This window comes from Polaromonas sp. AET17H-212, from assembly GCF_002379085.1.
In the GTDB taxonomy this organism is placed as follows: domain Bacteria; phylum Pseudomonadota; class Gammaproteobacteria; order Burkholderiales; family Burkholderiaceae_C; genus Polaromonas.
This window is the reverse complement of record NZ_NBZW01000004.1, coordinates 40,679-63,694: the sequence shown is the minus strand read 5'-3', so window position 1 is coordinate 63,694 and position 23,016 is coordinate 40,679. Positions and strand designations below refer to the sequence as shown.

At 64.6% G+C, this 23,016-nt stretch carries 23 protein-coding genes; 15 read left to right on the top strand and 8 right to left on the bottom strand.

Going from position 1 to position 23,016, the window contains the following annotated elements:
- Window positions 1–22 precede the first annotated feature (22 nt).
- Window positions 23–868, bottom strand: coding sequence for a DODA-type extradiol aromatic ring-opening family dioxygenase (locus tag B7G53_RS05640; RefSeq protein ID WP_096664824.1), 846 nt, complete (start codon window positions 866–868; stop codon window positions 23–25).
- Between the two features lie 149 nt (window positions 869–1,017).
- Between B7G53_RS05640 and B7G53_RS05635 the strand changes: the two genes are divergently transcribed.
- Entirely contained in the window at window positions 1,018–1,941 is a 924-nt protein-coding gene (locus tag B7G53_RS05635) for a LysR family transcriptional regulator (RefSeq protein WP_096664821.1), read from the top strand.
- Window positions 1,942–2,215: 274 nt separating this feature from the next.
- Window positions 2,216–2,797, top strand: a complete 582-nt coding sequence (locus B7G53_RS05630; protein WP_096664818.1) for an LNS2 domain-containing protein — start codon at window positions 2,216–2,218, stop codon at window positions 2,795–2,797.
- Window positions 2,798–2,902: 105 nt separating this feature from the next.
- Here B7G53_RS05630 and arfB read toward each other — a convergent pair whose 3' ends face one another.
- Window positions 2,903–3,319, bottom strand: a complete 417-nt coding sequence (gene arfB, locus B7G53_RS05625; RefSeq protein ID WP_096664816.1) for an alternative ribosome rescue aminoacyl-tRNA hydrolase ArfB — start codon at window positions 3,317–3,319, stop codon at window positions 2,903–2,905.
- A gap of 301 nt (window positions 3,320–3,620) precedes the next feature.
- On the opposite strand from arfB, the gene B7G53_RS05620 reads away from it, so the two are divergent.
- Complete coding sequence (locus tag B7G53_RS05620) at window positions 3,621–4,502, top strand: DMT family transporter (protein WP_096664813.1); 882 nt, start codon at window positions 3,621–3,623, stop codon at window positions 4,500–4,502.
- Window positions 4,503–4,594: 92 nt separating this feature from the next.
- Here the strand turns inward: B7G53_RS05620 and B7G53_RS05615 are convergent, their stop codons facing one another.
- The 4 genes from B7G53_RS05615 to B7G53_RS05595 all read right to left on the bottom strand — a co-directional run bounded on the left by B7G53_RS05615 (window position 4,595) and on the right by B7G53_RS05595 (window position 9,843).
- Window positions 4,595–5,800, bottom strand: coding sequence for an MFS transporter (locus B7G53_RS05615; RefSeq protein WP_096664810.1), 1,206 nt, complete (start codon window positions 5,798–5,800; stop codon window positions 4,595–4,597).
- Window positions 5,801–5,813: 13 nt separating this feature from the next.
- Complete coding sequence (gene aroC / locus B7G53_RS05610; RefSeq protein ID WP_096664807.1) at window positions 5,814–6,908, bottom strand: chorismate synthase; 1,095 nt, start codon at window positions 6,906–6,908, stop codon at window positions 5,814–5,816.
- Window positions 6,909–7,170: 262 nt separating this feature from the next.
- Window positions 7,171–8,877, bottom strand: a complete 1,707-nt coding sequence (locus B7G53_RS05605; RefSeq protein ID WP_096664803.1) for an ATP-binding protein — start codon at window positions 8,875–8,877, stop codon at window positions 7,171–7,173.
- A 501-nt stretch (window positions 8,878–9,378) separates the two neighbouring features.
- Window positions 9,379–9,843, bottom strand: coding sequence for a CBS domain-containing protein (locus B7G53_RS05595; protein ID WP_096664800.1), 465 nt, complete (start codon window positions 9,841–9,843; stop codon window positions 9,379–9,381).
- A gap of 169 nt (window positions 9,844–10,012) precedes the next feature.
- Between B7G53_RS05595 and B7G53_RS05590 the strand changes: the two genes are divergently transcribed.
- The 3 genes from B7G53_RS05590 to B7G53_RS05580 all read left to right on the top strand — a co-directional run bounded on the left by B7G53_RS05590 (window position 10,013) and on the right by B7G53_RS05580 (window position 13,583).
- Window positions 10,013–11,311 carry an O-acetylhomoserine aminocarboxypropyltransferase gene (locus B7G53_RS05590; protein WP_096664797.1) on the top strand — a complete coding sequence of 433 codons (1,299 nt, stop codon included), beginning with the start codon at window positions 10,013–10,015 and terminating at the stop codon, window positions 11,309–11,311.
- Window positions 11,308–12,129: an alpha/beta fold hydrolase gene (locus B7G53_RS05585; protein ID WP_096664795.1), complete on the top strand. Its 822-nt coding sequence runs from the start codon at window positions 11,308–11,310 to the stop codon at window positions 12,127–12,129. Before B7G53_RS05590 ends, B7G53_RS05585 begins: the two co-directional genes overlap by 4 nt.
- A 128-nt stretch (window positions 12,130–12,257) precedes the next feature.
- Complete coding sequence (locus B7G53_RS05580) at window positions 12,258–13,583, top strand: cytochrome P450 (RefSeq protein ID WP_096664792.1); 1,326 nt, start codon at window positions 12,258–12,260, stop codon at window positions 13,581–13,583.
- Here the strand turns inward: B7G53_RS05580 and B7G53_RS05575 are convergent.
- Window positions 13,575–13,964, bottom strand: coding sequence for a thioredoxin family protein (locus tag B7G53_RS05575; RefSeq protein WP_096664789.1), 390 nt, complete (start codon window positions 13,962–13,964; stop codon window positions 13,575–13,577). The two genes, B7G53_RS05580 and B7G53_RS05575, sit on opposite strands and share 9 nt — an antisense overlap.
- Window positions 13,965–14,026: 62 nt before the next feature.
- On the opposite strand from B7G53_RS05575, the gene B7G53_RS05570 reads away from it, so the two are divergent.
- The 5 genes from B7G53_RS05570 to B7G53_RS05550 all read left to right on the top strand — a co-directional run bounded on the left by B7G53_RS05570 (window position 14,027) and on the right by B7G53_RS05550 (window position 19,340).
- Window positions 14,027–14,371: an Mpo1-like protein gene (locus B7G53_RS05570; protein ID WP_096664787.1), complete on the top strand. Its 345-nt coding sequence runs from the start codon at window positions 14,027–14,029 to the stop codon at window positions 14,369–14,371.
- A 141-nt stretch (window positions 14,372–14,512) separates the two neighbouring features.
- Window positions 14,513–15,472, top strand: a complete 960-nt coding sequence (locus tag B7G53_RS05565) for a TAXI family TRAP transporter solute-binding subunit (protein ID WP_096664784.1) — start codon at window positions 14,513–14,515, stop codon at window positions 15,470–15,472.
- Window positions 15,473–15,562: 90 nt separating this feature from the next.
- Window positions 15,563–17,590, top strand: coding sequence for a TRAP transporter permease (locus tag B7G53_RS05560; RefSeq protein ID WP_096664782.1), 2,028 nt, complete (start codon window positions 15,563–15,565; stop codon window positions 17,588–17,590).
- A 63-nt stretch (window positions 17,591–17,653) separates the two neighbouring features.
- A complete protein-coding gene (locus B7G53_RS05555; RefSeq protein ID WP_096664779.1) occupies window positions 17,654–18,589 on the top strand; it encodes a dihydrodipicolinate synthase family protein in 936 nt (311 codons plus the stop codon).
- 46 nt (window positions 18,590–18,635) lie between these two features.
- Entirely contained in the window at window positions 18,636–19,340 is a 705-nt protein-coding gene (locus tag B7G53_RS05550) for a ribonuclease activity regulator RraA (protein ID WP_096665116.1), read from the top strand.
- 37 nt (window positions 19,341–19,377) lie between these two features.
- Here the strand turns inward: B7G53_RS05550 and B7G53_RS05545 are convergent, their stop codons facing one another.
- The gene (locus B7G53_RS05545; protein ID WP_096664776.1) at window positions 19,378–20,592 is read right to left on the bottom strand and encodes a YihY family inner membrane protein; all 1,215 of its coding nucleotides are present in this window, start codon (window positions 20,590–20,592) and stop codon (window positions 19,378–19,380) included.
- A gap of 33 nt (window positions 20,593–20,625) precedes the next feature.
- Between B7G53_RS05545 and B7G53_RS05540 the strand changes: the two genes are divergently transcribed.
- From B7G53_RS05540 to B7G53_RS05525, 4 genes are read left to right on the top strand one after another with little or no spacing between them, the layout of a single operon-like run.
- Window positions 20,626–21,012, top strand: a complete 387-nt coding sequence (locus B7G53_RS05540) for a DUF2069 domain-containing protein (protein ID WP_096664773.1) — start codon at window positions 20,626–20,628, stop codon at window positions 21,010–21,012.
- 7 nt (window positions 21,013–21,019) lie between these two features.
- Window positions 21,020–22,432, top strand: coding sequence for an FAD-binding oxidoreductase (locus B7G53_RS05535; protein WP_096664770.1), 1,413 nt, complete (start codon window positions 21,020–21,022; stop codon window positions 22,430–22,432).
- Between the two features lie 27 nt (window positions 22,433–22,459).
- Complete coding sequence (locus B7G53_RS05530) at window positions 22,460–22,699, top strand: type II toxin-antitoxin system CcdA family antitoxin (RefSeq protein WP_096664768.1); 240 nt, start codon at window positions 22,460–22,462, stop codon at window positions 22,697–22,699.
- Between the two features lie 2 nt (window positions 22,700–22,701).
- Entirely contained in the window at window positions 22,702–23,016 is a 315-nt protein-coding gene (locus tag B7G53_RS05525; RefSeq protein ID WP_096664766.1) for a CcdB family protein, read from the top strand.

The following is a 23,016-nucleotide window of genomic DNA, read 5'->3' as shown; positions in this document are numbered from 1 at the left end:
GAACAGCTGTCTTCATTGGTCTTTATTGCGCGGGCGCGGAAAGGGCAAAAGCGTCCATCGCCAGCATGCTGTACATCACCTCCCGGCTCAGGTAGTCGGGCCGCGCACCCTGTGGGCCGCCCCAACCTGCCGCCCCCAGCGCGAAGAAGATCGGCAGGAAGTGGTCTTCGCTCGGGTGCGCGCGCTGCGCGCCGGGGGCCTGGCGCCGGTAGTCCAGCATGGCAGAAAAATCACCGCTTTCCAGCGTGGACTCGACCCAGCGGCTGAAAGCGACGACATAAGGCGCCGGCGCGCGCGCACCGCCAAAAAATTCGCCCAGGTTGTGCGTCATGCTGCCCGAGCCGACCACCAGCACGCCGCGCTCGCGCAGGCCGGCCAGGGCCTGGCCCAGGGCATAGGTTTCGGCCGGGCCATAAGACACCGGCAGCGCCACCTGCACCACCGGTACGCTGGCGTCCGGAAACAAATGCATCAGCGGCACCCAGGCGCCGTGGTCCAGCGGCCGCTGGTCATCGCCCTGCGCGGCAATCCCCGCGCCCTGCAACAAGCCCAGCACCTCACGCGCCAGTTCCGGATGGCCGGGCGCCGGATAGTGCAAGGCATACAGGGCCTGCGGAAAACCACCAAAGTCGTGCCAGGTGGCCGGCGCGGGGTTGGTCATCACCGAGGGCGTTCGCGCCATCCAGTGCGGCGACATGATCACGATGCCGCGCAGGCCCGGCCCGGTCGTCTCTTTCAGGGCCTGGCCCCAGCGCGTCAACGCCGGCCCGCTCGTCCCCGGCTCGGTGGCAAACAGCGGCGCCCCGTGCGAGATGAACAGGGCAGGAAGGGCAGCGCTAGACACGGCAGAAAGGGAATGGGCAGACATGGCAGGACTCCTTGACGACAGGGATGGATCCGTCCAATGTAGTTGTCTACCCATGAAAGATAAATATCAGATTTATTGATTGATTGTCCTTATATGAAAGACAATCCAGTTTTCCACCCCTCTTGTTTCCCCTTCACCCAAGCCCCGCCATGGACCAGTTTCGCCAGATGGAAGCCTTTGTGGCCGTCGTGCAGAGCGGCAGCTTTGTCAAGGCGGGCGAGCGGCTGGGCAGCTCCAAAGCCATGGTGTCGCGCCTGGTACTGGAACTGGAGGCGCGCCTGGGCGTGCGCCTGCTCAACCGCACCACACGCCGCCAGTCGCTGACCGAAGCCGGTGTGGCGTACGCCGAGCGCAGCCTCAAGATCCTCGACGATCTGGCCGAGGCCAACGCTGCCGCCAGCGCCAACACCGTGCAGCCGGTCGGCCGCCTGCGCATCAATGCCCCGGTGACCTTCGGCAACCTGCACCTGGCGCCGCTGTGGGGCCGCTTCCTGCAGCAGTACCCGCAGGTCAACCTGGACGTGACCCTGTCCGACCGCGTGGTGGACCTGGTCGATGAAGGGTATGACCTCGCCATCCGCATCACACGCCTGCCAGATTCGAGCCTGGTGGCGCGGCGCCTGGCAACCACGCGCCTGGTGCTGTGTGCCGCACCCGGCTACCTGAAGCGGCACACCGCGATCCGCACGCTGGCAGACATAGCCGCGCACACGGTGATTGCCTACACCTACTGGTCGGGCGGCGACACCTGGTCGCTGGAAGGGCCGAATGGCAAAGAGGACGTGCTCACCCAGCCACGCCTGCGCACCAACTCCGGCGACACCTGCCTGGCCGCCGCGCTGGCCGGCCAGGGCCTGATCCTGCAGCCCAGCTTCATCGTCGGGCCAGCCCTGCACGACGGCCGCCTGAAAGAGGTGCTGCCCCGCTTCCAGGCGCCCACGCTGGACATCCAGGCGGTGTACCCGAGCCGGCAACACCTGTCGGTCAAGGTCAGGCGCATGGTGAAGTTTCTGGCGGCTGCGTTTGAGAAGCCCGCCTGGGCGGCTGCGGAGGTAGTGCCGGCGGGTCGCTGATTAGCTATTAAATCAGGGGCTGCTGGCGCCCATTGAATAAGGGCTAAAGGCCTTTTTTACTGAAATTTTCGGAGATCGGCCGGTACTGGTTTTTTTCGCCGCTGCGCTCCTCCATTTGGAGGATGCATTCCGGTCGGCACGCGATCAGAATTGCGCAATAAAAAGAACCATCGAGACCTCCATAAATCATGACAAGGCAACTTGCTACCGTTCGCCCGAACGGTGTGGTGTCATAAGCGACGAAAACATCAACAGTCCCTGCAAAGGAGCTCCCATGCGCCACCTGATCATTCTTTCGGTCGCCGTGTTGTGCAGCAGTTGCGCGCAACTTCCTCCTGCCGCGGTGGCGGATGCGCCGCCCAGGCAGGCGCAAGCCGTGGTGTTCGACATCGACGGGACGCTCACACCCGCCGTGTCGACCATTTTTGAAGCGCGCGAGGATGCGGCCAGGGGCGTGCGCATGTTCGCCGACAAGGGCTACACCATCATCTACCTCAGCACCCGTGTCAGCTGGTTTTCGGCCAACATTCCCGGCTGGCTGAAGGACAACGGTTTTCCTGCCGGCAGCCTCCATGTGGCGCAAACGGATGAAGACCGCAACCGTCCCGATGCCTACAAGACACGCATGTTGAAAGACTTCATGGCCCATGGCTGGCGTGTCAGGTTTGCCTATGGAGATTCCAGCACCGATTTTTCAGCCTACGCAGCAACCGGCATCCCGAAGGAACGTGTCTTCGCGCTGCTGCGCAGGTACGAGGCCGATTGCCAACCGGGCGAGTGGAAGGCTTGCCTGAAGGGGTGGACTGAACACATGGACTTCGTGACGCGATCCGTGCCGTCTGCGCTGGCCAACTGACGGCCTCCCTTGTCACGATTTCGCTCGAACCGCTATCGATTCAATAGCGGATGGCCCCCGTGCCACAAGGGCCAGAGCCCAAGAAATCTTGATGTTTACAGCCAGCTACTCGCTGACCCCGCCCTTGCCGCGTGACGCCTTGATCTCCGAACGCTGGCTTTTCCCCGCCAGGCGCCGCTGTTTCGAGCTATAGGTCGGCTTGGTGGCGCGGCGCACGCGCGGCGGTGTGGCGACGCTGTTGACAATTTCGTTGAGGCGGGCCAGCGCGTCGGCGCGGTTCATCTCCTGGCTGCGGTGTTGCTGGGCCTTGAGCACCAGCACGCCTTCCTGCGTGATGCGGCTGTCGCGCAGGCAAAGCAGCCGCTCCTTCACCTCCTCGGGCAGCGACGAGGCCATGATGTCGAAGCGCAGGTGCACCGCGCTGGACACCTTGTTGACGTTTTGCCCGCCCGCGCCCTGCGCGCGGATGGCAGTGATCTCGACTTCGGCTTCGTTGACTTCCAGGGGCATGGCAGGTGGCATGACGCAGCGGCTTTAATCAAGAACGCTGCGCGTCGAAAAAATCCGGCTGCAACCGGACGAACACCGTATTCAAGTGCGCGGTGTCCATCAGCGAGCGTGGAAGGGTGTTGTCGCGGAGTGGCATGGGACATTCTAGAAGACGCTGCCATGGGATGAACCAAGTCTGTAGCTTCTTCGTTCCTTATCTGAGCACCAGCAAACCCATGACGTCAGAAAAGCGAACAAGAGCCAGGACACGCCTGAGTTCCCCCTGCACACCCGCCCCGAATCCCGGACAATCCCCTGATCCCACCGGCTTTTCATGCACACCCGACACTTCCTCCAGCTCATCGCCCTGTCCGCCCTGTGGGGTGGCTCCTTTCCCCTGCTTCGCATTGCCAGCCCGGCTTTCGGCCCATGGCTGTTGGCCGGCGTGCGCTGCATGCTGGCGGCGTTGGTGCTGACGCTGCTGATGCGCGCGCTGCGCGAGCAGTGGCCGCCGCGTGCCGCCTGGCCGCGCCTGGCGCTGCTCAGTGTGCTGACCGTGGTCGCGCCCTTTGTGCTGTTCAACTGGGCCGCGCTGGTGATCCCGGCCGGGTATTCGGCCGTGCTCAACGCCACGGCGCCGCTGTTTGGCGTGCTGGGCGCCGCGCTGGCGCGCGAGGAGCGGCTCTCGTCGCGCCGCCTGCTCGGTTGTGCCGTGGGGTTTGCCGGTGTCGCCCTGCTGGTGCAGCTGGGGCCGGTGGCGGTGACGCCGCGCGTCGTGCTGGCCGCGCTGGCCTGCACCGCCGCAGCCGCCGCTTATGGCTTTGGCGCCATCCTGATGAAACGCGCAACCATGGCGCACGACCCACTGCCGGCCTCGGCCGTGGTGCATGTGGCGGCCGCGCTGTTCCTGCTGCTGCCCTCAGGTGTGGCCCTGCCCTCGGCCCACTACACCAGCGGCGCACTGATCGCGGTGGCGGTGCTGGGCATCTTCACCTCGGGCCTGATGTACTGGATCAGCATGCGCCTGATGCGCGAGATCACGGCCAGCGCCGCCACCTCGGCGGCGTTCATGATTCCGCTGTTCGGCGTGGCCTGGGGCGGCCTGTTCCTGGGCGAGCCGGTCACCTGGGGCATGGCGCCGGGCTGCGTACTGGTACTGGCCGCCACGGCGCTGATCACCGGCTTCAACCCCTTCCGCGCCCCGCCGGAACGCTGAGCGGCGCAGCGCCGTACGCTACTGTATTGATAGCTACCAGCACCCGTGACACAAGGGCTACAAGCGTAAAACGCGTGTAGATTTGCCGCCGGTCAGGGTGCGGTAGCCTCCAAACTGCGCTGCACGCGCCAGGCCTGGTAGGCACACGCTGTCGCAACCAGGCTGGCGGCCAGGCAGGCCCAGTACACGCTGACCAGCCCGAACGCAGAACTCAGCAGCCCGCCGACCAGTCCACCCAGCACGCCCGGCAGGCCGTAAGCCACCACCACGTACAGCGCCTGGCCGCGGCCGCGCAGCCGTCCGGGGAAATGGTGCGACAGCAGCGCAATGCAGACCGTGTGGTGCGTCGCAAACGTCAGCGCATGCAGCGCCTGCGCCACCAGCATGAGCAGCAGCACACCGGGCCAGACGGCGGTGATGCCCATGCGCAGCGCCATGGCGGCCGAACACACCATCAGCCAGGCGGTCAGGCTCAGCCGCGGCAGCCAGCGGCCCTGGGTGTAGAACCAGCCGATTTCCACCACCACCGAAAACGCCCACAACACGCCGATCATGGTTTTGCTATAGCCATTCGCGTCGAGGTAGAGCGAGAAAAAGACATAGATGCTGATGTGCGCCAGCACATGAAAAAAAGCCGACGCAAAAAACCACACCACGGCACGCTGGCGAAAAATCGGCCACACCGGCAGCTTCAGGTCGTGGGCACTGACCGCCTCCTTCAGGTCCGGCAGCAGCCAGACACTGACCGTCACGGCCAGCAGCGACAAGAAGGTCCAGGCCGGAAAGTGTTTCATGCCAAAGATCTCGAACCAGCTGCCCGCGGCAAACACCGTGAACAGGAAGCCCAGCGAGCCCCACAGGCGCACGCGGCCGTAGCGCCGTGCATCAAAGGCACCGCCCTGGCTGATCAGGTGTGCCATGGCGGCTTCGCTCATGGGCATCATGGAACTCGTGTGCGTGAACATCACCAGCAGCACCGCCGTGAGCCACCAGACGCCGTAAGTGGATTCAAAGTCCAGCCACAGACCGAGGGACGAGATCAGCGCCACCGTGGCGCCGTAACGCAGCAGCTTGACGCGCTCTCCGGTGTGGTCGCTCAGCGCGCCCCAGCCGTAGGGCGCAAACAGCCGCGTGGCGGCCTGCACCGAAGTCAGCAGGCTGATCGCCAGGATGCTGAAGCCCAGGTCCTGCAGCCACAGCGGCAGGTAGGGGTTGAAAAACCCGATGTGCGCAAAATAACTGGCCGACAGCGCCGCAAACGGCACCAGCTGGCGGCGCCTGGCTGCAGCTTCTGGCATGGTCAGGCCCGGTTCACACGGAGCCCTTGATCGCCTGCATGGGCGGCACCACGTCGGCGCATTGCGCGCGCTGGCGCAGGGCATGCTCCATCACCACCAGCGCCAGCATGGCCTCGGCAATCGGCGTGGCGCGTATGCCCACGCAGGGGTCGTGCCGGCCCTTGGTGACCACGGTGGTCGGCGCGCCGGCCATGTCCACCGACTCGCGCGGTGTGAGGATGGAGCTGGTCGGCTTGATGGCAATCGACACTTCCAGATCCTGCCCGGTGCTGATGCCGCCCAGCACACCGCCGGCGTTGTTGGACTTGAAGCCCGCGGGCGACAGCGAGTCACCGTGCGTGCTGCCGCGCTGCGTGACGCTGGCAAACCCCGCGCCAATTTCCACACCCTTGACGGCGTTGATGCCCATCATGGCAAAGGCGATGTCGGCGTCGAGCTTGTCAAACAGCGGCTCGCCCAGGCCGACCGGCATGCCGGTGGCGGTGACGCGGATGCGCGCGCCGCAGGAGTCGCCGGCCTTGCGCAACTCGTCCATGTAGGCCTCCAGCGCTGACACGTCAGCCACAGGCGCAAAAAACGGGTTGTGGGGCACATGCGCCCAAGCCTCGAAAGGAATCGCGATGTCGCCGATCTGCGTCATGCAGCCGCGAAAGGTGGTGCCGTATTTTTCCAGCAGCCACTTCTTGGCCACTGCACCCGCCGCCACCATGGGCGCGGTCAGCCGGGCCGAGGCCCTGCCGCCGCCGCGCGGGTCGCGAATGCCGTACTTCTGCAGGTAGCTGTAGTCGGCATGGCCGGGCCGGAAGGTGTCCAGGATGTTGCCGTAGTCCTTGCTGCGCTGGTCGGTGTTCTTGATCAGCAGGCAGATCGGCGTGCCGGTGGTCTTGCCTTCGTACACGCCGGAAAGGATCTCCACCGCGTCCGGCTCGTTGCGCTGCGTCACATACTTGCTGGTGCCGGGCCGGCGCCGGTCCAGGTCGCCCTGGATGTCCGCCTCGCTCAGCGCCATGCCGGGCGGGCAGCCGTCAATCACGCAGCCAATGGCCGGGCCGTGGGATTCACCGAAGTTGGTGACTGCGAATAGGGTGCCGAAGGTGTTGCCGCTCATGCGGGAGATTATCCCAGATGGCTTTGGTACGGGGGGAACGAGCCAGAAGGCCGGATCAACGTCATGATCGCACGTCGAACCTGGACGGCGGACAGTAAAGGGGAAAAAAAGACTGTGTGGTCGAGGCTGCGAAGGGGAAGCCTGGGCTCCACGTTGACGATTCTTCACGACTCTGGAGCGCAACAAGCTTTAGGTGCCTCCCCAAACGCAGGCGCCCGTCGTCTTGCCCATTCGTGTTCTGCGTCGGGGCTGGCAGCCTGGTTCAGCCGCCCTGCACCGGCAACGCAAAATGAAACACCGCCCCCTGGTCCACCACGCCTTCCGCCCACACCCGTCCGCCATGGCGCGTGACCATGCGGCGCACGGTGGCCAGGCCGACGCCGGTGCCTTCGAATTCCTGGTCGGTGTGCAGCCGCTCGAACACCTGGAACAGCTTGTCGCAGTGCGCCATGTCGAACCCCGCGCCGTTGTCGCGCACTGAATAAATGGCCTCCCCACCCTCGACGCGTCCACTGACTTCGATCAGCGGGCTGGCGGTGTGGCGGCTGTACTTCACCGCGTTGGACAGCAGGTTCACCCACACCTGCCGAAGCAGCCCGGTGTCGGCCGGCGCTGATGGCAGCATGCCCAGCTGGATGGCAGGTTTATTGGCACCGGGGCCGCTGACCGGCAGGTCGGCCACCACCTGCGCCACCAGCCCGTTCATGTCGACATCGGTTTTCTGGACCTCCTGCAGGCTGAGCCGCGAAAACGACAGCAGGTCATCAATCAGTCTGGCCATGCTTTTGACCCGCTTGCCGATGACGGACAGGTAATGCAGGCCGTTTTCGTCGAGGCAGCTGGCGTAATTTTTCTCCAGCAGGCCCGCATAGCCGCCAATGACGCTCAGCGGCGAACGCAGGTCATGCGAGGCCGCCGAGGTGAAGCTTTCCAGGCTTTTGTTGGTGGCCTCCAGGTCGTCGGCCCGCACCTTCAGGGCGGAATGAAGATCGGCGATCACCTTTTCCAGTTCCTTCTTCTGGGTGATGTCTTGAGAAATTCCCAGCACATGCGTGGGCTCAGCGGCCTCGCCAAAAACCGGCACCTTGCGGGTGTGCAGCAAACGCATGCCTTTGCTGTGCGAGAAAAACCGGTCTTCCGGAATGTCCTCAATGATGCCGCTGGCCAGCACCCGGTGGTCCTGGGCAGTAAACCGGTCGGCTTCCTCCTGGCCGAAAAGATCGTGGACGGATTTTCCCACCATGTCCTCGCGCGAGATGCCCGTCAGCTGCTCCTCCGCGGAGTTGACACGCACGTAACGCAGCTGCTTGGCATCCTTGATGTACACCGCCGTCGGGATGTGCTCGATCATGGAGTCGAGAAAACGGTTGACCTCCAGCACCTCGGACGTGCGTTCGCGCAACTGCTGCCGGCTTTCGTGAAGCTCGTTGTTGCGCTGCACGGCCGCGTCGTAGGTGGACATCAGCAGGTTCAGTATCTGGGTGCGGCTGGCACTGATCTGGTGCCGCTCGCCGTGGAAAAAAATCTCGGCCGGCGGGCCGTCTTCCGGCATGTGGGCGACGTCGCGGTTGCTCAGGGCGTGCTCCACCCGCGCCAGCATGTGGCTACGCTCATAGGGCTTGATGACAAAGCTGTCGGCACCACACTGCAGGCCGAGCAGCACCTCATTGGGGTCGGACAGATTGGTGACGAGAATCACCGGGACCTGGGAAAGCCCGGGGCCGGCCTTGATCTGCCGGCACAGCTCATAACCGCTCATCTCCGGGATTTTGACGCCGCTGATGACTAGGGAGGGGCGGATCCGGGCCGTCATTTCCAGCGCGGACTGGCCGTTGTCGACGACACTGACCTGGTAACCCTCGACCTCAAGGATATGGCTCAGCATCTGGGCCTGAGCCGCGATGTTTTCCACGATCAGGATGTGCCGGGGCGAGGTGGCCGATGGGGCAGGTGATGCGACAGAGGCCATGGATGGATGCTTTCCGTGAAGCGCCGACGCGCTAGTGATAAATGGCCGTTATCAAGTGACACGACAGATCGTACAGGCTAGTTGTGTCCGGTGTGGGACATACAGGTATTCACCGTTTCGGCCGGCCGAGGTCATGGCAACGACGGCCCGGAACAATTCATGCATTGCTGCAACGCAACATTCATCCCTTGATGCACTGGCAGGAACGAGCCGCCCACGGCGAGGTGGTCGCGCAGCTGGCCAAGGCGAACATGGCACCAGAAACAGCACGGGTTGGCACCGCCATGCGGCGGATTTTCAGATGGTTGTTGGGGTCAAGGGCTGCGGCCGCTTCATGTACGGACGAATCAGCCTCCCGCCCTTTAGCAGCAATCGCTGACAGCTATTGAATATGTAGCAAAAACGCGCTGCAATCACTGCCTGCGACAGGCTGTTCTGGCGCGCTCGCTCTCCGGAAGGGAGAAAAAATCAGGCAAACAGTTCATGCCGCCCCGACCCAACTCAGAGCAAAGGCGCCTGGTTTGGCTCGTCCTCGGCCGGCCAGTCCCGGATATAGGCCTTGAGCATCTTGTTCTCGAAGTTCTGGCCATCGACGACGGCCTTGGCCACGTCGTAAAACGAGATCACACCCTCGAGGACTTTCTTGTTGAGCACCGGCATGTAGCGCGCATGGCGCCCCAGCATCATGCGGCGGACTTCGTCGATCTCGGTGTCGGGTGTGCAGGTCAGCGGCGCATCGTCCATCGCCGTGCGCACCAGCGTGTTGCCGATCTCGCCGCCGTTTTTGACAATGCACAGAATCACTTCACGGAAGGTCAGCATGCCCACCAGGTCGCCGTGTTCCATGACGACCAGCGAGCCGATGTCTTTTTCCGCCATGATCTGGGTCGCCTTGGACAGCGGCTCATCGGGCTGGACGGTGTAAAGCGTGTTGCCTTTGACGCGCAGGATATCTAGGACTTTCATGGGGCACTCCTTCAGGAATTTGTCTCGGCAGTCTGCAGGTTCTTCCCCGGTGCCGCCCGGCGGAAAATTCAGATCAAATATAGCCCACAATCCGTTTGCAAGCCACCTGAAGTTGTTTCAGGCTGGCTGCCGTTTTCAACGATTCCTTCCGCCATTTTCTGGAGACACCATGTCTGGCTATTCTGACCCGGGCTTCGACACGCTGGCCCTGCATGCCGGCGCCGCGCCCGACCCGGCCACCGGCGCGCGCGCCGTGCCGATTCACCTGACCACCTCGTTTGTCTTCGAATCCAGCGACCACGCCGCCAGCCTGTTCAACCTGGAGCGCGCCGGCCACGTCTATTCGCGCATCAGCAACCCGACCAACGCGGTGCTGGAGCAGCGCGTCGCCGCACTGGAAGGCGGCATAGGCGCGATTGCCACCGCCAGCGGCCAGGCGGCGCTGCACCTGTCCATTGCCACCCTGATGGGCGCGGGCTCGCACATCGTCGCCAGCACCGCGCTGTACGGTGGCAGCCAGAATTTGCTGCATTACACGATGCGGCGTTTCGGCATTGAAACGACTTTTGTCAAACCCGGCGACATCGCCGGCTGGCGCGCCGCGGTGCGCCCCAGCACCAAATTGTTTTTCGGCGAAACCGTGGGCAACCCCGGGCTGGACGTGCTGGACATGCCCACCGTGTCAGCCATCGCGCACGAGGCCGGCGTGCCGCTGCTGGTGGACTCCACCCTGACCTCGCCCTGGCTGATCAAGCCGTTCGACCACGGCGCCGACCTGGTCTACCACTCGGCCACCAAGTTCCTGAGCGGCCACGGCACGGTGATCGGCGGCATCGTGGTGGACGGCGGCAGTTTCGACTGGGAAAAGTCCGGCAAATTCGCCGAACTGACCGAGGCCTACGACGGCTTTCACAACATGGTGTTCAGCGAGGAAAGCACGGTGGGCGCGTTTTTGCTGCGCGCGCGCCGCGAGGGCCTGCGCGACTTCGGCGCCTGCATGAGCCCGCACACCGCGTGGCTGATCCTGCAGGGCATCGAAACCCTGCCGCTGCGCATGGCGCGGCACATGAGCAACACCGAAAAGATCGTCGCCTTTCTCGCCAGCCACCCGCTGGTGGCGCGTGTCGGCCACCCGATGCTGGAGACCCACCCCAGCCACGCGCTGGCCAAAAAACTGCTGCCGCGCGGCGCCGGCTCGGTGTTCAGCTTCGACATCAAGGGCAAGCGCGAGCAAGGCAAGGCCTTCATCGAAACCCTCAAGGTCTTCAGCCACCTGGCCAACGTCGGCGACTGCCGCAGCCTGGTGATTCACCCGGCCAGCACCACCCACTTCCGCATGACGGACGAAGCGCTGGCCGGCGCCGGCATCACGCAGGGAACCATCCGGCTGTCGATCGGCCTGGAAGATCCGGATGACTTGATTGACGACCTCAAGCGGGCACTCAAAGCTGCGGAGAAAGCAGCATGATCCTCAGCGTCAACGGCCACCAGACCTACTGCTACACCGGCGGCAAACCTTTCGATGCCACCAAACCCACGGTGGTGTTCATCCACGGCGTGCTCAACGACCACAGTGTCTGGATTTTGCAAAGCCGCTACCTGGCCCACCACGGCTGGAACGTGCTGGCGGTGGACCTGCCGGGCCACTGCAAAAGCGCGGGCGAGGCACCCTCGACCGTCGAAGAGGCCGCCGACTTTGTGGCTGGCCTGCTCGATGCCGCCGGCGTGCAGCGCGCCGCGCTGATCGGCCACAGCTGGGGATCGCTGATTGCGCTGGAGGCCGCCTCCCGCCTGAAAGAGCGCGTGAGCCACCTCGTGCTGGTGGGCATCGCCTACCCGATGAAGGTGTCGCCAGCCTTGCTGGACGCCGCCTTGAACGAGCCGATGAAGGCGCTGACCATGATCAATGTGTTTTCGCGCAGCACCCTGGCCGCACCGCCTTCGGCGCTGGGCCCGGGCACCTGGGTCTACGGCGCCAGCATGGCGCTGGGCCGGCGCGTGCTGGCCAGCAACACCCAGGTCAATGTGTTTCACCGCGGCTTCCAGGCCTGCGACAGTTATGCCAACGGCGACAACGCCATCACGCAGATCACCTGTCCGGTGCTGTTTGTGCTGGGTGCGCAGGACCAGATGACGCAGGCCAAAGCCGCGCAGCCGCTGATTGACAAGGCGCGGGCCGGCGGCAAAACCGTGCAGGTCGCCAGCCTGCCGGTCGGCCACCACCAGATGACCGAGGCGCCGGAGGAAACGCTGTTTGCGATGCGGGATTTCCTGAAAACCCCCTGACCTGAAGGGCAAGGCGCGGCCGCAGCGCGACACCCGGCGGCTGACACCCGTGCGCAGATCCGACGACCCGCCTGAACCCGGCCCGAAACGGGCCGGCGCCGCGGCTGCCTGCGTGCCAAAATCGCCGCATGACCGACGCCACGCCCTTCGCCATCACCCCGCCCCTGTCGCCCGAACGTATGCGGGAGATTGCCGCCAGCTTCGACCTGCGCGCCCTGCCCGCCGACTTCTATGCCAACCCTTATCCGGTCTACGCGTTGCTGCGCGAGACGGCGCCGGTGCGGCGCATGCCCGACGGCTCGTATTTCCTCACGCGTTACGCCGACCTGGTGGCGGTCTACCGCGATGCGCAGACCTTCAGTTCGGACAAGAAGGTGGAGTTCACGCCCAAGTACGGCGCGGGCGCACCGCTGCTCGAACACCACACGACCAGCCTGGTGTTCAATGATCCGCCGCTGCACACACGCGTGCGCAAGCTCATCATGGGCGCCCTCACGCGGCGGGCCATTGCCGACATGGAGTCAGGGCTGGTCACGCTGGTGGACGGCCTGCTCGATGCCATCGAGGTCAGGGGCGGCGGCGACCTGATCGAGGACTTTGCCTCGGCGATTCCGGTGGAGATCATCGGCAACCTGCTGGGCGTGCCGCATGCCGACCGCGCACCGCTGCGCGGCTGGTCGCTGGCGATTCTGGGCGCGCTCGAACCCAAACTCACACCTGAACAGGAAGCGCTGGGCAACCAGAGCGTCAGCGAGTTCGCGGCCTACCTCCAGACGCTGGTGGCTGAGCGCCGGAAAAATCCGGGCGACCCGGAGCACGATGTGCTGACGCGCCTGATCCAGGGCGAGGACCTGAAGTCGCCTGACGGCTCCGTGGCCGGTGAAACACTGAGCGAAACCGAGTTGCTGCAAAACTGCGTTTTCATCCTCAACGCCGGCCACGAAACCACCACCAACCTGATCGGCAACGCCCTGGTGGCCCTGCAGGAGTGGCCCGGCGCCCGGGCGCATCTGCTATCAAAAGTGAAGCTGTCTGCGCAGGACCCGCAAGGGACAGAGGCTGATTTGTCTGTTGAAATTGACGAGTTCCTGCGTTTCGAGTCGTCCAACCAGCTGGGCAACCGCCGCGCGCTCAAGGCCTGCCAGGTCGGCGGCGTGGACCTGCCAGAAGGCGCTCTGCTCACGCTGTGCATAGGCGCGGCGAACCGCGACCCGGCGCAATTCGACCACCCCGAACAGCTGGACCTGACGCGCGAAAACAACCGCCATCTGGCCTTTGGTTTTGGCATCCACCAGTGCGCGGGCCTGAGTCTGGCAAGGCTGGAGGGCCGCATCGCCGTCGGGCGCTTTCTGCAGCGTTTCCCCGACTACCGCCTGACCGCCGCGCCGACCCGCGGCGGGCGCGCCCGCTTCCGGGGGTTTTTGAACGCCCCGTTTGAGGTGGGTTCAGCCTGAGCTGATCTGCTGGTGCAGCGTTTGCACCAAGGCGTTCAGGGCCGGATCGGCCGCAGTGACCACGGCGCTGTCCTTGTCCAGCGCCCCCAACAGGCGCGACAGCGTGCCGGCATGGGGCAGCAAGGGACCGGCGAACCGGAGCCTGGCGCCATCGGCAATCAGCAACGTGGGGAAAGTTTCAATGTCCAGCTCGCCAACCAGCGCCGCCTGAGCCTCATCTTCAATATCGAGCCAGATGAAGGATGTGCCCGGGTGCTCCGCAGCCACCTGGTCGAAAACTGGCCGGTAATCGCGGCAGGTGCCGCACCAGTCGGCGCACAGACACACGACCCAGCGCCTGGCAGCGTCATTCGGGGAACGGGAGTTGAACACATCAGGCATAGCTGCTATTGTGCTTGGAAAAGTGGCGATCATCGCCCCACAACAACGCCCGGAGACAAGCCATGGACACCACCCCCTCCAGCACACGCCCAGCAGCGGCAGACGCCAAAGCCTTCAAGCGTTTTGCCGAGTTCTACCCCTTCTACCTGAGCGAGCACAGCAACCGCACCTGCCGCCGCCTGCACTTCGCAGGCTCCAGCCTCTCGCTGCTGTGCCTGGCGGCGCTGGTCGCAACGCGCAACCCGTGGTGGCTGCTGGCCGGCCTGCTGTGCGGCTACGGCTTTGCCTGGGTCGGCCATTTCGTGTTTGAAAAGAACAAGCCGGCCTCCTTCAAGCGTCCGCTCTACAGCTTCATGGGCGACTGGGTCATGTACAAGGACATCTGGACTGGCAAGGTCAAGCTCTGAGCCACCGCTGGCCAGGCGAGAAAGAAAAACTCGCCACCCCGCCCCGACTGCGGGAAAACTATTAGTGTGCTAACAAAACCGCGTGTCAGAATAAAAATTGCATGGGCTGGTCGGCCCGCCCCTGCCTACAAGGAGACAAACATGCTGATTTTCAAACCCCGCTTTTACGCAGTGCTTGCAGGCCTTGCGCTGTCCTTAAGCGCTGGCGCGCAAAACATTTCCATCGCCACCGGCGGCACCGGTGGTGTGTACTACCCCATGGGCGGGGGCATGGCGGCCGTGCTGTCCAAGCATGTGCCTGGCATGCAGGCCACGGCCGAAGTCACGGGCGGCTCGGTCGACAACCTCAAGCTGATCGCCAGCGGCAAACCGTATATCGGCTTCAGCATGACCGATGCGGGGCTCGATGCCTACCGCGGCGAAGACAAGTTCAAGGGCAACAAGGTGCCCCTCAAGACCCTGATGGTGCTGTACCCGAACCGCATGCATGTGGTCAGCGTCGAGGGCCGGGGCATCGCCAAAATAGCCGACCTCAAGGGCAAACGCGTGTCCACCGGTTCGCCCGGCAGCGCCACCGAGGTGATGGCGTTTCGCGTAATCGAAGCCGCCGGCCTGGACAAGGACCGCGACATCAAGCGCGAGCGCCTCAGCGTCGCCGAATCGGTCAATGCCGTCAAGGACGGCAAGATCGACGCCTTCTTCTGGGTCGGCGGACTGCCCACCGCCGGCGTGACCGACCTGGCCAATACGCCCGGCACCAAGCTCAAGATGATTGACCATGCCGAGGTGGTGCCTGCGATGAACAAGAAGTACGGCAACCTGTACGTCGAGGACGTGATCCCCAAGGAGGTCTACCGGGGCATGGACACCGACAACAAGCAGGCCACCGTGATGAACATTCTGGTCGCCCACGAGAACATGGACGACAAGACCGCCTACAACATCGTCAAGACGATTTTCGACAAGCGCGACGACCTGATTGCCGTGCACAAGGAGGCGGCCAACTTCAAGCTCGAGAACCAGAAGACAAGCGCCACGCCGATTCCGTTTCACCCCGGCGCGGTGAAATACTTTGCCGAAAAAGGCATCAAGCTCAACTGAGCCTTGCGCCAACCGACCCCCGCCTCACCGCGGGGGTTTTGCTTTCTGCCTCTCGTTCCGCAAGCTCCCCCTTAGGAAGACACCCACCGCATGAGCCAACCCACCACACCGGATACGCCGGAGATCGTCGTCAGCGAGTCAGCGCGCCTGAAGGCCGAGGAATTCATCGAGGCCGAGGAAGGCGCGGCCAACAAGCTCAAGGGCTGGCTGGCTGTTTTCGTCACGCTGACGGCTTTTGTCATGTCGGTGTTCCATCTCTACACCGCCTACGCCATTGTTCCCACGCAAACCCTGCGCCCGGTGCATGTCGGCTTCGTGCTGTTCCTGTGCTTTCTGGTGTTCCCCGTCGCCAGCCGCTTCCGGCACCGCGTCATGTGGTGGGACTGGATCGCCGCGGCCCTGTCGATCGCCATCGTGGTCTACCTGATCCTGGGTGGCGACGACTTCACCGACCGCAACACCTCGCCCGCGCCCTGGGACATCGTTTTCGGGATCGGGCTGATCGTGCTGGTGCTCGAAGCCATGCGGCGCACCAACGGCTGGATCATGCCGGTCATCACGTCTGCCTTCCTCCTGTATGCCCTGTTCGGCCCCTGGCTGCCCGCCCCCTGGACGCACAAGGGCTACGAAGTCGGCCGCCTGATCGGCGTGATGTACATGACGCTGGAAGGCATCTATGGCGTGGCGGTCGATGTGTCGTCCTCGCTGATCATCCTGTTCACGATTTTCGGTGCCTTCCTGCAGTACTCGGGAGCGGGCAAGTTCTACATCGATTTTTCGTTTGCCGCGATGGGCGGCAAGCCGACCGGCGCGGGCCGCACCGTGGTGCTGGCCTCGTTTCTGCTGGGCGGGCCGTCCGGCTCGGGCGTCGCCACCACCGTGACGCTGGGGGCCGTGGCCTACCCCATGCTCGCCAAGGCGGGTTACGAAAGAAATGCCGCCGGCGGACTGCTGGCCGCGGGCGGGCTGGGCGCCATCATCTCGCCGCCGGTGCTGGGCGCCGCGGCCTTCCTGATCGCCGAGTTCCTGAAGATCTCCTACCTTGATGTGCTGCTGATGGCAGTGATTCCCACTTTTCTTTTCTACCTGGCGCTGTTCCTGATGGTGGAAATCGATGCCCGCAAATATGGCATGGGCAAAACGGCATTCGCCAAGGCGGACTCCGTCTGGAACCTGACCAAAAAATACTGGTTCCACTTTCTGTCCCTGGTTTCCATCGTCGCCTTCATGATGTGGGGCTTCTCGCCGGTGCTCTCGGTGTTCTGGGCCACGGTGGTGTCCTTCCTCACCAGCTTTCTGCGCCGCGACACGGCCCTGTTTTCCTACGACCTGTTTCAGGGCAAGGGCTCGCTCGGCAAAAACCTGTTCCAGTCGCCTTTCGTGAAGGCCATGGAAGGCGGCTCAATCGGCGTGCTCAATGTCGCGGCCACCTGCGCCGGCGCGGGCATCATCGTCGGCGTGGTCACGCTCACCGGCCTGGGCCTGAAGTTCAGTTCCATCGTGATCGACTACGCGGGCGGCTCCCTGCTGCTGACCGCGCTGTACACCTCGCTGGTGGTGTGGATCGTTGGCCTGGCCGTGCCCGTCACGGCGTCCTACATCATCTGCGCGGTGATTGCCGCGCCGGCCTTGATCAAGCTCGGCGTGCCCGACTTCGCCGCGCACATGTTCATCTTCTATTACGCGGTGCTGTCCGAAGTGTCGCCGCCCACCGCGCTGTCGCCGTTTGCCGCGGCCGCCATCACCGGCGGTGACCCCTACAAGACCACGCTGCAATGCTGGAAGTACACCGTGCCGGCCTTCCTGGTGCCCTTCATGTTCGTGCTCGCGCCCGAAGGCCAGGGGTTGCTGCTGATGGGTTCGAGCAAGGCGCTCGCCACGGCCAACTGGTGGTCCATCGCGGAGGTCACGGTCACCGCCGCCATCGGCATCGCTGCGCTGGCCGGCGGTTTTCAGGGCTGGGCCCTGAAGCGCACCACGCTGCCGGAGCGCTGGATGCTGATCGTCGCCGGCTTTGCCCTGGTCTACCCCAGCGCCGTGGCCGACGTGATCGGCTTCGGGCTGGTGATCGCCGTGCTGGCCATGCAATACTTCCGCAGGCAGTTGCAGCCGGCCTGAGTCGATGGCTGTGCCTGCTCCCCCGTCGCGGAAACAAACAAGACCTCATTTCTGGAGCTGGTTGTGAACAAACTCGATGCCTGCGCCACAGGCGTTTACCTGATTGCCGTCACCCCCTTCACCGACAGCGGTGCGCTGGACCTGGCCAGCACCGACCGCATGGTCGATTTCTGCCTGGACCAGGGCGTGACCGGCCTGACCGTGCTGGGCATCATGGGCGAGGCCACCAAGCTGACGGCCGAGGAATCGCGCCTGTTTGTCCAACAGGTGCTGACCCGGACCGCAGGCCGCGTGCCGGTGGTGGTCGGTGCATCCGCCCCCGGCTTTGCCCCCATGCGCGAGTTGACGGCAAGCGTGATGGCCATGGGGGCCGCCGGTGTGATGGTGGCGCCGCCCGCCACCGTGCGCAGCGACGACCAGATCGTGGCTTACTTTGACATGGTCAGTGAAACCCTGGGGCCGGACGTGCCCTGGGTCCTGCAGGACCACCCGGTGTCCACAGGCGTGCAGATGTCCACCCCGGTGATCCTGCGCATCCTGAAAAACGCCCCCACCTGCGTCATGCTCAAGCACGAAGACTGCCCCGGCCTGGCCAAGCTCTCCAGCATTCGTGCGGCCAGCGAGCGCGGCGAGGTGCGGCGCGTTTCCATCCTCACGGGCAATGGCGGCGGCCTGTTCCTGCCCGAAGAACTCACGCGCGGCGCGGATGGCGCCATGACCGGCTTTGCCTACCCCGAGATGATGGTGGACGTGTGCCGGGCCCATGCGGCCGGCGACATTGAAAAAGCGCACGACATTTTTGATGCCTACCTGCCGCTGGCCCGCTACGAGCAGCAGGCCGGCATTGGCCTGGCGGTGCGCAAGCACATCCTGGCCGAACGCGGCGTGATCGCCAGCGCGGCCATCCGCAAGCCCGGCCCCAAACTCTCGGCGGCAGACATTGCCGACATTGCACGCCTGACCAGCCGACAAACCCGGCGTCTGGCTGAACTTGCCTGAACCATTTCAACCCTTGACGGAGATTCCCGTGAACAGCCCCATCGCCATGCAGCTCGACCCCAAAGCCATCGCCCTCCTCTCGCAGATCACCACCGCCACGCTGACCACGCTGCTGCTGAAAAAAGGCCTGCGCAATGTCTGGCTGCGCGGCGCCCGGCCGCTGCGCACCGGCCAGCCGCGCCTGGTGGGCCGCGCGTTCACGCTGCGCTTCGTGCCGGCGCGCGAAGACCTGGCGACGCCCGAGTCCTGGTCCTCGCCGATCTCGACGCGCGCCGCGATTGAAGACATGCCCGCAGGCTGCATCGCCGTGGTGGACGCGATGGGTGTCAGCGACGCCGGCATTTTTGGCGACATCCTGTGCGCCCGCATGCAAAAGCGCGGCGTGACGGCGCTGGTGACTGACGGCGTGGTGCGCGACCAGGCTGGCGTGCTGGGCACCGGCCTGCCGGTCTGGTGCAGCGGCGCTGCCGCGCCGCCCTCGGTGGCGGGCCTGACCTTTGTGGACTGGCAGCGGCCGATCGCCTGCGGCGGCGTGGCGGTGTTTCCGGGCGACGTGATCGTGGTCGACGACGACGGCGCGGTGCTGATCCCGGCGGCGCTGCTGGAGGAGATGCTGCTGCTGGCCCCCGAACAGGAGCGGCTCGAGTCCTGGATCATGAGCGAGGTCGACAAGGGGGCGGCCCTGCCGGGCCTGTACCCGCCCAACGCGGAAAACAAGGCGCGTTACGAGGCGGCGAAAAAAGCCGGCTAGTGAACGCGTGCGGCCGGCGCCCGCTTTGCTATCATTTTCATAACACGTCGCGCAGGCGCAGCGCCGAGAAATGCCCGTTTTCCCATAAACTTTTCATGGACGGGTCCTGGCTCAGCAGCAGCTGTGCCATCAGCGGTTCCAGCGCGGTGGCGGCCGGGTCGGCGAGCAGCAGGTAACGCGCCTCGTGTTCGTCCTCCGGGTCGGTCAGCTGGCCTATCCAGTCCAGCGCCATCAGGGTCTCCAGCACGGGTTCGAGTTGCAGCACGTCGACCTGCAGCGCCCGCGCCAGCTCCGAGCCTTCCAGCCCGATGCGCGTGGTACTGCGCGCCCGGTGCAGTTGCTGCAGCAGTTCCACCGCCAGCTGGAACTGCCAGCCGTGCGCACTGCCGCGCCGCGCCACACCGGCCAGCAGGCTGGGCAGGTAGGCGGCAATCACCGCCCCCATCAGCACGATGACCCAGGCCACGTAAATCCAGACCAGCAGGATCGGCAAGGTGGCAAAAGCGCCGTACACCAGCGAATAGGTCGGCACGCTGCTCAGGTACAGCGTCAGCAGCTTCTTGGCCAGCTCGATGCCCGCCGCGACAAACAGGCCGCCGGCCCAGGCATGGCCCCAGCGCACAAAGGTGTTGGGCACATAGTGGTACAGGGCCGCCATGCCACCGGCCAGCAGGAAGAACTGCAGCACGTCCAGCAACACGCGCAACACGCCGGGCATGTCGCCCACCACGCCGCGCGAGCCGGAGATGACATAGGACGTCACCGCCAGGCTGGCGCCCAGCACCAGCGGGCCCAGCGTGATGGCGGCCCAGTAAATCAGCACGCGCTGCGCCAGCGGCCGCGGCTTTTTCACGCGCCAGATGCCGTTGAGCGTGCGGTCTATCGTCAGGATCATCGCGATAGCCGTGACCAGCAGCACCGCCAGGCCGGCGACGCCGAGCTTGTTCGCCTGTTTGGCGAACTGCGTCAGGTAACCGAGCACCTGGCGCGAGATGTTGTCGGGAATCAGGCTGTTGACCAGCCAGGCCTGCAGCGCGCCCTGCAGCTTGGAAAACATCGGAAAGGCGGTGAAGATGGCCAGCGCCACCGTGAAAAACGGCACCAGCGCGATGCTGGTGGTGAAGGTCAGGCTGCTGGCCGTCAGGCCCATGTGGTCGTCGCGGAAGCGCTGGCGCAGCGTGATGGCGGTGTCGCGCCAGGGAAAGTGGGACAGGTCCGTCAATAACTGCTGCAGGGACTGCTGGAATTTCATCCCCGGTATCATGCCATCGACACAAGCATCAACATGACCATCGACAAAACAACACAGATAGACGCCACACGCTGGCTGGCAGTGGGCAGCCTGGCCGCCCTGATCATTCTCGGCCTAGCCTGGGAGATGTGGCTGGCGCCGCTGCGGCCGGGCGGCTCGCTGCTGGCCCTGAAGGTGCTGCCGCTGTGTTTTCCGCTGGCCGGCCTGCTGAAAAACCGCATGTACACCTACCGCTGGCTCAGCCTGATGGTCTGGCTGTATTTCACCGAAGGCGCGGTGCGCGCCTGGAGCGACAAGCCGCCCGGCAATTACCTGGCGATGGCCGAAGTCGTGCTGTGCCTGCTGCTGTTCACCGCCTGCGCCCTGCATGTGCGCATCCGCCTGAAAAACGGCGTAAAAACCATTCAACCTGCTGCCTGACCCACCTATGGAAAAAATTCTCGATGCCTTGCGCGCCATCGTCGGCGACGCCCATGTGCTGACCGCGGGCGACCTCTCGGCCTGGGAGCTGGACTGGCGCAAACGCGCGCGCGGCAAGGCGCTGGCCGTGGTTCGCCCGGCCAATACGGCGCAGGTGGCGGCCGTCGTCCGGGCCTGCGCCGCGGCCGGTGTGTCCATGGTGCCGCAGGGCGGCAACACCGGCCTGGTCGGGGGCTCGACACCCGACGCCTCCGGCCGCCAGGTGGTGCTGAGCCTGCAGCGCATGAACGCGGTGCGCGCCATCGACAGCGCCAACCTGAGCATGACGGTCGAAGCCGGGTGCATCTTGCAGACCCTGCAGGAAACCGCCGAGAAAGCCGGCTTCCTGTTTCCGCTGAGCCTGGCCGCCGAAGGCAGCTGCACGATTGGCGGCAACCTGGGCAGCAACGCCGGCGGCACGCAGGTCGTGCGTTACGGCAATGCACGCGACCTCTGCCTCGGGCTGGAAGTGGTCACCGCGCAAGGCGAGGTCTGGGAAGGCCTGTCCGGCCTGCGCAAGGACAACACCGGCTACGACCTGCGCGACCTGTTCATCGGCAGCGAAGGCACGCTGGGCATCATCACGGCCGCGACCATGAAGCTCTATCCCATGCCGGCCGCGCAGCTCACCGCCTGGGCGGCCGTGCCGTCGATGGAGGACGCCGTCACCCTGCTCGGGCTGGCGCACCGCCACCTGGGCGCGGGCCTGACCGGGTTTGAAGTCATGGGCCAGTTTGCGCTCGGCCTGGTGGCCAAACACTTCAAGCAGCAGCGCGTGCCGCTGTACGAGGACACGGCATTTTGCGTGCTGCTGGAAAATTCCGACCACAAGTCGGAAAGCCATGCGCGCGAGCAGTTCGAGCGCCTGCTGGAAACCGCCATGGAAGACGGTTGCGTCACCGATGCCGTGGTCGCGGAAAACCTGCAGCAGGCGCACCAGCTCTGGCACGTGCGCGAAAGCATCCCGCTGGCGCAGGCCGAAGAGGGCCTGAACATCAAACACGACATCTCGGTGCCGGTCTCGCTGATTCCCGAGTTTGTGCGCGTCACCGACCAGTTGCTCGAAAAAGCCATCCCGGGCGTGCGCCTCGTCAACTTCGGCCACCTCGGTGACGGCAACCTGCACTACAACGTGCAGGCCCCGGCCGACGGCGATGCGGCCGCGTTTCTGCGCGACCAGGAAGAAAACGTCAACGCCCTGGTCTACGACTCGGTGCAGGCCTTCGGCGGCTCGATCTCGGCCGAACACGGCGTCGGCAGCCTCAAACTCGACAAGCTCGAAAAGCACAAATCGCCGGTGGCCCTTGGCCTGATGCGGGCCATCAAGCGCGGCCTGGACCCCGACAACCTGATGAACCCCGGGCGGGTGCTGCGCATATAATATGCGCATGACTCATGGAGATGCGCCATGCTGAAATTTGACAACGCGGCCAAAAAGGCCACCAACCTGTCGCTCAACGCCAAGGTGCTGGAAATGGCGCGCGAGATGGGCATGAATGTTTCCCAGACCGTTGACACGTTGCTGGCCGCCGAGGTGCGACGCCGTTACTGGGAGCAATGGAACGAGGAAAACCGGGAGGCCGTCGCGGAGTACAACGCACGCATCGCCAGGGAAGGCCTGCCGCTGGCGAACTACCGGACCTTCTAGCGATGGCACGTTACGATGTTTATGCCAACCCCGATGCCACGCGGCGTAAGATCGCGCCCTTTCTGCTGGATGTCCAGAACGATTACATCAACAGTCTGGATTCACGCGTTGTCATCCCCATGCGTCCAGCCGCGCAGTACCCGCATCCCATGCGTGACTTGAACCCGGTATTCGAAGTCGACGGTAAAGTGGTGGTACTGGACACCGCCGCTCTCGCCGCGTTTCCGGCGCGGGAATTGAAAAAACGCGTTACCGGTCTGCAAGACCAGAGTGAACTCATCGTTGCCGCCATGGACTGCCTTTTTGGAGCTTATTAA